At 70.2% G+C, this 6163-nt stretch carries 5 protein-coding genes and 1 pseudogene; 1 reads left to right on the top strand and 5 read right to left on the bottom strand.

From position 1 onward, the window contains the following. Positions 1-22: 22 nt before the first annotated feature. Positions 23-511, bottom strand: a complete 489-nt coding sequence (locus G6022_RS09800; RefSeq protein WP_182638598.1) for a carbonic anhydrase — start codon at positions 509-511, stop codon at positions 23-25. Between the two features lie 153 nt (positions 512-664). Between G6022_RS09800 and G6022_RS09795 the strand changes: the two genes are divergently transcribed. Next, positions 665-2113, top strand: a complete 1449-nt coding sequence (locus G6022_RS09795) for an APC family permease (RefSeq protein ID WP_182609798.1) — start codon at positions 665-667, stop codon at positions 2111-2113. On the opposite strand, the gene G6022_RS09790 is transcribed toward G6022_RS09795, so the two are convergent. The 4 genes and pseudogenes from G6022_RS09790 to G6022_RS09775 form a co-directional block, all read right to left on the bottom strand. Next, a complete protein-coding gene (locus G6022_RS09790) occupies positions 2049-2729 on the bottom strand; it encodes a TrkA family potassium uptake protein (protein ID WP_187700485.1) in 681 nt (226 codons plus the stop codon). The two genes, G6022_RS09795 and G6022_RS09790, sit on opposite strands and share 65 nt — an antisense overlap. Beyond that, positions 2722-4098: a potassium transporter TrkG gene (locus G6022_RS09785; protein ID WP_182617013.1), complete on the bottom strand. Its 1377-nt coding sequence runs from the start codon at positions 4096-4098 to the stop codon at positions 2722-2724. The genes G6022_RS09790 and G6022_RS09785 overlap by 8 nt, the downstream gene beginning before the upstream one ends. A gap of 35 nt (positions 4099-4133) precedes the next feature. Continuing rightward, positions 4134-5726 (bottom strand): PepSY domain-containing protein, encoded by a 1593-nt coding sequence (locus G6022_RS09780; RefSeq protein ID WP_182691457.1) that lies wholly within the window; start codon positions 5724-5726, stop codon positions 4134-4136. 137 nt (positions 5727-5863) lie between these two features. Beyond that, positions 5864-6163, bottom strand: a pseudogene (locus tag G6022_RS09775) (hypothetical protein); the annotation flags it as partial.

Below are 6163 nucleotides of genomic sequence, written 5' to 3'. Positions count from 1 at the left end.
TAGGAGGGTCCACCGTCCGAGATCACCGCAGCAGGCCATCCCCGGTCGCCACGTCGTAGACGAACCCGCGAACAGCGGTGCCGTGCAGGAGGAACGGGTCGGCCTCGACGCGCGCCAGCGATTGGCGGACGTCCGCTTCCACTTCTGGAAACGCCTCTGGTGACCACCGCGGACGCAGTCCTGTGTCGGCCTGGATCTGGTCTTTGAAGTCGTCGTCGCGGAATGTGAGCATGCCGCAGTCGGTGTGGTGGATCAGCACGATCTCCTCGGTGCCCAGGAGTCGCTGGCTGATCGTGAGGGACCGCAGGACGTCGTCGGTGACCACGCCTCCGGCGTTGCGGATCACGTGCGCGTCACCCTCGGACAGCCCCAGCAGCCCGTACGGGTTGAGGCGGGCGTCCATGCACGCCACCACGGCGATCTTGCGGCCGGGCGGCATGGGCAGGTCGCCCTTGTCGAAGTCGGACCGGTAGGCCGAGGCGGCCTCGAGCAGCTCGTCGGTGACTGTCATGTCCGGAATCTAGTCCCGGAGTCGAACCAAGACCAGCGTTCTTCTTGCCCCGATCACAGGCGACTCCCGCCAATACCCGGAGCCGCTTCCGGCACGCCCGTTCGGTGGGATGCTGACCGGATCGGCGACCGTTCCGGTGTGTGGGAGGTGTCCATGACCGATACCCCGTCCGCCCCGGGTCGGGACGCGGGAGACCCCGGCCTGGCCGCGCCGACGCGCGCCCTGCGGCCACCGGCCCTCAAGCGGGTGATCGGGCCGGGTCTGCTCCTGCTGTTCATCGTCGGGGACATCCTCGGTACCGGCATCTACGCCCTCACCGGCAAGGTCGCCGAGGAGGTCGGGGGCGCGGCGTGGCTGGCGTTCCTCATCGCGTTCGCCGTCGCGGTCCTCACCGCCACGAGCTACCTGGAACTGGTCACCAAGTACCCGAAGGCCGGCGGCGCCGCCGTGTACGCACACCGCGCGTTCCGGGTCCAGATCCTGACCTTCCTCGTGGCCTTCGCCGTCATGGCCTCGGGTCTGACCTCGGCGTCCTCGGCCGCCCTGGCCTTCGCCGGGAACCTCAACGAGGCGGTCGGGCTCGACCTGATGTCCCGGACCTGGCCGCTGATCGGAATCGCCCTGGCGTTCATCACCGCGGTCGCGGCCGTCAACCTCCGCGGCGTCTCCGAATCGGTCCGCCTCAACGTGGTGCTCACGGCCATCGAGCTCACGGGCCTCCTGATCGTGATCGCGATCGGGGCGTGGGCGATCGGACACGGCCAGGGAGATCTCTCGCGCGTCACGGAGTTCGACACCGCCTCGGGCGAGAGTCCGGTCCGGTCGGTCACGGCCGCCACCGCCCTGGCCTTCTTCGCCATGGTCGGGTTCGAGGACTCGGTCAACATGGCGGAGGAGACCAAGGATCCGGTGCGGATCTTCCCCAAGGTCATGTTCGCGGGACTGGCGGTGACCGGCCTGATCTACGTCCTCGTCGCGATCTCCGCGGTGGCCCTGGTGAGCCCGGAGGAACTCGGCGAGGGGGAGACCCCGCTGCTCACGGTGGTGGCGACGGGCGCCCCGGCGTTCCCGATCTGGATCTTCGCGTTCATCACCATGGCCGCCGTGGCCAATTCGGCACTGATCAACATGCTCATGGCGTCCCGGCTGGTGTATGGCATGGCCCAGGAGAAGGTGGTGCCGCGGGCGCTCGGCCGCGTCCTGCCCGGCAGGCGGACTCCGTGGGTGGCCATCCTGTTCACCACCGTGTTGGCGGCCGGGCTCGTCGCCCTGGCCGACCTCACCGCCCTCGGCGGGACCACCTCACTGCTGCTGTTGGCGGTGTTCACGGTCACCAACCTCGCGGTTCTGGTCCTGCGCCGGCAGCCGGTGGAGCACGCGCACTTCCGGGCGCCGACCGTGGTTCCGGTGCTGGGGCTGCTGAGCTGCGGCTTCCTCGTGTCCCCGTTGTCCGGGCGGGCGGATGCGGACTACCGGCTGGCCGGGGTGCTGCTGTTCGTGGGCGGCGGACTGTGGTTGGTGCAGCAGATCGCCGGAGCTATCGCTTCCGGTCGGAATGGTCGGCGAACCTCTCGAGGTCCCGGACATGCCCCGAGACGATGATCACGTCCTCCGCACCGATCGAGGTCTCCGGCTCCGCGTAGTGGAACGGCTGGCCGGGAGGCTTGATCCCCACGATGTTGACCTTGTGGCGACTGCGGGGGCGGCACTGATCGATGGTGCGTCCGACGACGTCCCTCGGGGGGAGCATGCGGGCGATCGCGAAGTTGTCGTCGAACTTGATGAAGTCCATCATCTGGTTGGCGACCAGGTGCGCTACGCGGACGCCGGCGTCGTGCTCGGGGAACACGACGTGGTGGCACCCGATCCGGGTGAGGATCTTTCCGTGGGCCTTGTTGATCGCCTTGGCCCACACGTGCTCCACGCCCAGGTCGACAAGGTTGACGGCCACCAGGACGGACGATTCGATCGAGGTCCCCACGCCCACCACGGCGGTGGAGAAGTCCTGCGCGCCGAGCTGTTGGAGTGCCTCGATGTCGGAGGCGTCCGCCTCCACCACGTGGGTCAGGGAGTCGGCGTACTTCTGCACGAGTCCGTGATCCCGTTCCACCGCGAGCACCTCACGCCCCTGGGAGACGAGCTGGGTGGCCAGGGAGACGCCGAAGCGGCCCAGGCCCACGATGAGCACCGGGGACTGGCGACGGTTGCGGTCAGCCAATGATCGGCCTCTCTGTGGGTAGGCGGTATCTGGTGCGCTGGGCTCGCATGGTGAGCGCGGTGGCGAACGTGATGATGCCGACGCGGCCCGCGAACATCAGCCCGGACAGAACGTACACCCCCGCGGGCTCGAGTTCCGCGCTCAGGCCGGAACTCAAACCGCAGGTGGCGAACGCGGAGATGGACTCGAAGAGCGGGCGTCCGAGGTCCTCGCCGGTGAGGACCATCAACGTCAGGGCCGAGGCCGACACGAGAGTCAGTCCCATCCCTGCGACGGACACGGCGATCCGGACAGAGGACGTGGGCAGCGCGCGGCCGTGAGCGGTGGTGTCCTCCTGCCCTCGGGCCTCGGCGAGGAAGGCGAGAAAGATGACGGCGAGGGTGGTGACCTTGACCCCGCCGGCGGTCGACACCGAACCACCGCCGACGAACATCAGCGCGTCGGTGATGAACATGGTCGACGACCTGGTGTCCGCCGGCTCGATCACCGCGAAACCCCCGGATCGCATCATCACCGAGGCGAACAGGGAGTTCTGGAGCTTGTCCGTGACGCTCTCCCCGCCGAGGGTCGCGACGTTGCTCCACTCCACCACCGCGAATCCCAGAGCCCCGACGAGCATCAGCAGGACACTGAACTCGACGGTCAGGCGGGTGTGGAGGTTCCACCTGCCGAGGTGCCACTGGTGTTTCCACAGGACCAACAGGACGGGGAAACCCAGGCTGCCCAGGAACACTGCGCAGATCAGTGCCCAGAAGACGACGGGATCGTGGGCCACCGCCGCCAGGCCGTCGGGGTGGAGGATGAAGCCGGCGTTGTTGAACGCGGAGACGGCGTAGAAGACGGCATGCCAGATCCCGTCGCCCACCGAGCCCTGCTGGGCGATCAGCCGAGGGGTGAGGATCAGGGCGATGACCAGTTCGACCACGGCCGAGGAGACCACGATCGTCTTGATCAGCGACCCGACCTCCCCCAACCCGCCCGCCGATGTCCCGGTCTGCGCCAGCAGGCGGGTGCGGACCCCGAACTGCCGGGTGACCGAGAGTGCCAGCATCGACGAGATGGTGACGATGCCCAGGCCACCCAGTTGGATCGCCGTCAGGATGACCACCTGACCCGCTGACGACCAGTGGGCGGCCGTGTCGACCGTGGTCAGACCCGTCACCGACACCGCTGACGTGGCCGTGAAGACGGCGTCGTGCAGCTCCGGCGAGCTGCCCGAGGACGTGGCCCACGGCATCATCAGCAGTGCGGTGAACAGGGCGATGGCGGAGGCGAACGCCGCGAGCGCGGATCTGGCCGGGGAGCTGTAGGTGAACGCGCGAATCGCCTGCGCGCCCGAGGAGAGGACGCCCGCGCTCCTGGACACCATGGGAGTGAGGGTAACCCCAGCGCCCTCCCCGGATGTCAGCCGCGTGCGCGTCGTGCCGCGAGTCCCAGGATCACGTCCAGGACGAGGAAGGCCGCCAGTGAGATCCCCAGGAGCGGGACGGCCCACCCGATCGCCGCGACCACGGTCACGCCGACCAGGGTTCCCACGGGGCGGCGACGCAGCAGGTCGAGCGTGGCACCACGTGCGGGGGGCCGGGCCAGACCGCCGGTGCGGGTCGGTCGCCGCGTCCACCACAGGACGTAGCCCCGGACGATGACGACGACGAGGGCCGCCGCCACCGCCGCCAGCAGGAGCTGGTTGGCCAGACCGAACAGGAACCCCATGTGGAGGCGGATCCCCCAGTCGGTCAGTCTGGCGGCGAGGGGGTAGTCGGAGAACGGCAGGGACTGCACCACCTCGCCCGTCGCGGCGTCGATGCTGGCCGCGTCGGGGCCGGGGGTCCAGGAGCGCCGGACCTCCTGCACCCGCCAGAGGTCGTCGTCACCAGCGGGGGGAACCAGCTGGACCGGTTCCGTCAGTCCCGCGGTGCGGGCGCCGGCCAGGGCGACCCCGGCGTCGTCGGCGGTCCAGGCGGTGGCGGTCGCGGAGTCAGCGTCCGTGCCGGTGCCGGTGCCGGTGCCGTTAGCCGAGCCGGTGACGGCCCCGTGTGCACCGCCGTGTGAGCCGTGACCCTCGTGACCGTCGTGGTCTCCCACGGCCTGGTCGGAGGCCGACCCGCTCCGGGAGCTCTCGGGGGACTGGGGTGACAGCGTCGGCGTGGTCCAGCCCATGGCGGACCGGAGGTCGGAGACCCGCTGTCCGGCATAGGCCGACCAGGTCAGGCCGGTCGCCGACAGGACGAGCATGCCCACCAACGCCCAGGTCCCCAGGACCGCGTGGCGGGACCGTTGGCGCGCCCGACCCGTGAGCCCGGGCGTCGACCTCAACAGCGTCGATTTCAGTGCCGTCGACCTCAGCACTGTCGACCTCAGCACTGTCGACTTCAACTCAGTCGACGTCCGCCCCGAGGTGCCGGCGCGGCGGGTGCGGCCCCACCACAGGTACAGCCCGGCCAGGGCGAGTGGGGCGAGCCAGCTGGCGGCGAGCTCGGAGTACAGGCGGCCCGGCTCGCCGAGGTGCAGACTGCGGTGCAGCCCGGACAGCCAGGTGCGCAGGGGCAGCGCCTGACCGGAGCCGTACTGGACGGTGTCACCGCGGATCGCGCCGTCGGAGGGGTCAACAAAGACCACGCGCGAGTGTGAGTCCGACGGCAGTGACCCGTCCGAGAACAGCACCCGGGTCGTGGAGCCCTCGCTCCCGGGCACGATCCTCGACACCGGGAGCTCGGGGTGCGCGGTGCGGGCGGTGGTGATCTGCTGCGCCAACGGGACGTTCTGCGCTGTCGAAGCGGCGGTCAACTGGTCGGCGTAGACCACCCGCTCGATCGTCGGTGCCAGCGCGTAGAAGAATCCCGACACCGCGGCGATGAGCAGGAACGGTCCGACGAGCAGTCCGACGTAGAAGTGCAGGCGGAGGGCCAGCTGCCGTACGGGGCCCCCGATGCCCGGAGGACGGGTGTCGCCTCTGCGGGGGTGGGCTGCGCGGGAGGGGTCGGTCGTGATGGTCATGGGGAGGGCACTCCTGATCCACGGCCCGGTGCCGCCGGTGCGCGCGCGTGCGCGACCGCCGGGGGCCGTTCGAGATGAGAGAAGGACTCGCACACCCCTGGCCCCGGGCGATCGCACGGGGGGAGGAGTGTGGTGGATCAGGCCGGAAGCGGTGGGCCGCGCAGGGTCCGCGCGGTCAGCAGCAGAATTGTGGCCGGGGCGCAGGCCCGGGCGGCCGCGGGGGTGCCCGGGAACGGGGTGCTCGGAGCGAGAAGAGCGCGGACCAGCACGACCAGTCGTGCCACGACCCTGCGCAACCCCTCGGCCGCAGCGGCCACCAGCACGGCGGTCAGTGCGGCCCCGACGAGGTGGGCGAGCAGCATCGCCGGGTGCAGATGCGCCGGATGGGCCAGGGCCTCGGCGGTGAGGCCCCAGCCGGTGCCCGGGGGCAGGGGCAG

The sequence above is a fragment of the Dietzia sp. Cai40 genome (genome assembly GCF_014145165.1).
Taxonomy (GTDB): Bacteria; Actinomycetota; Actinomycetes; order Mycobacteriales; family Mycobacteriaceae; genus Dietzia; species Dietzia natronolimnaea.
The sequence above is the reverse complement of the archived record's forward strand: the minus strand, read 5'-3'. Positions and strand labels throughout refer to the sequence as shown.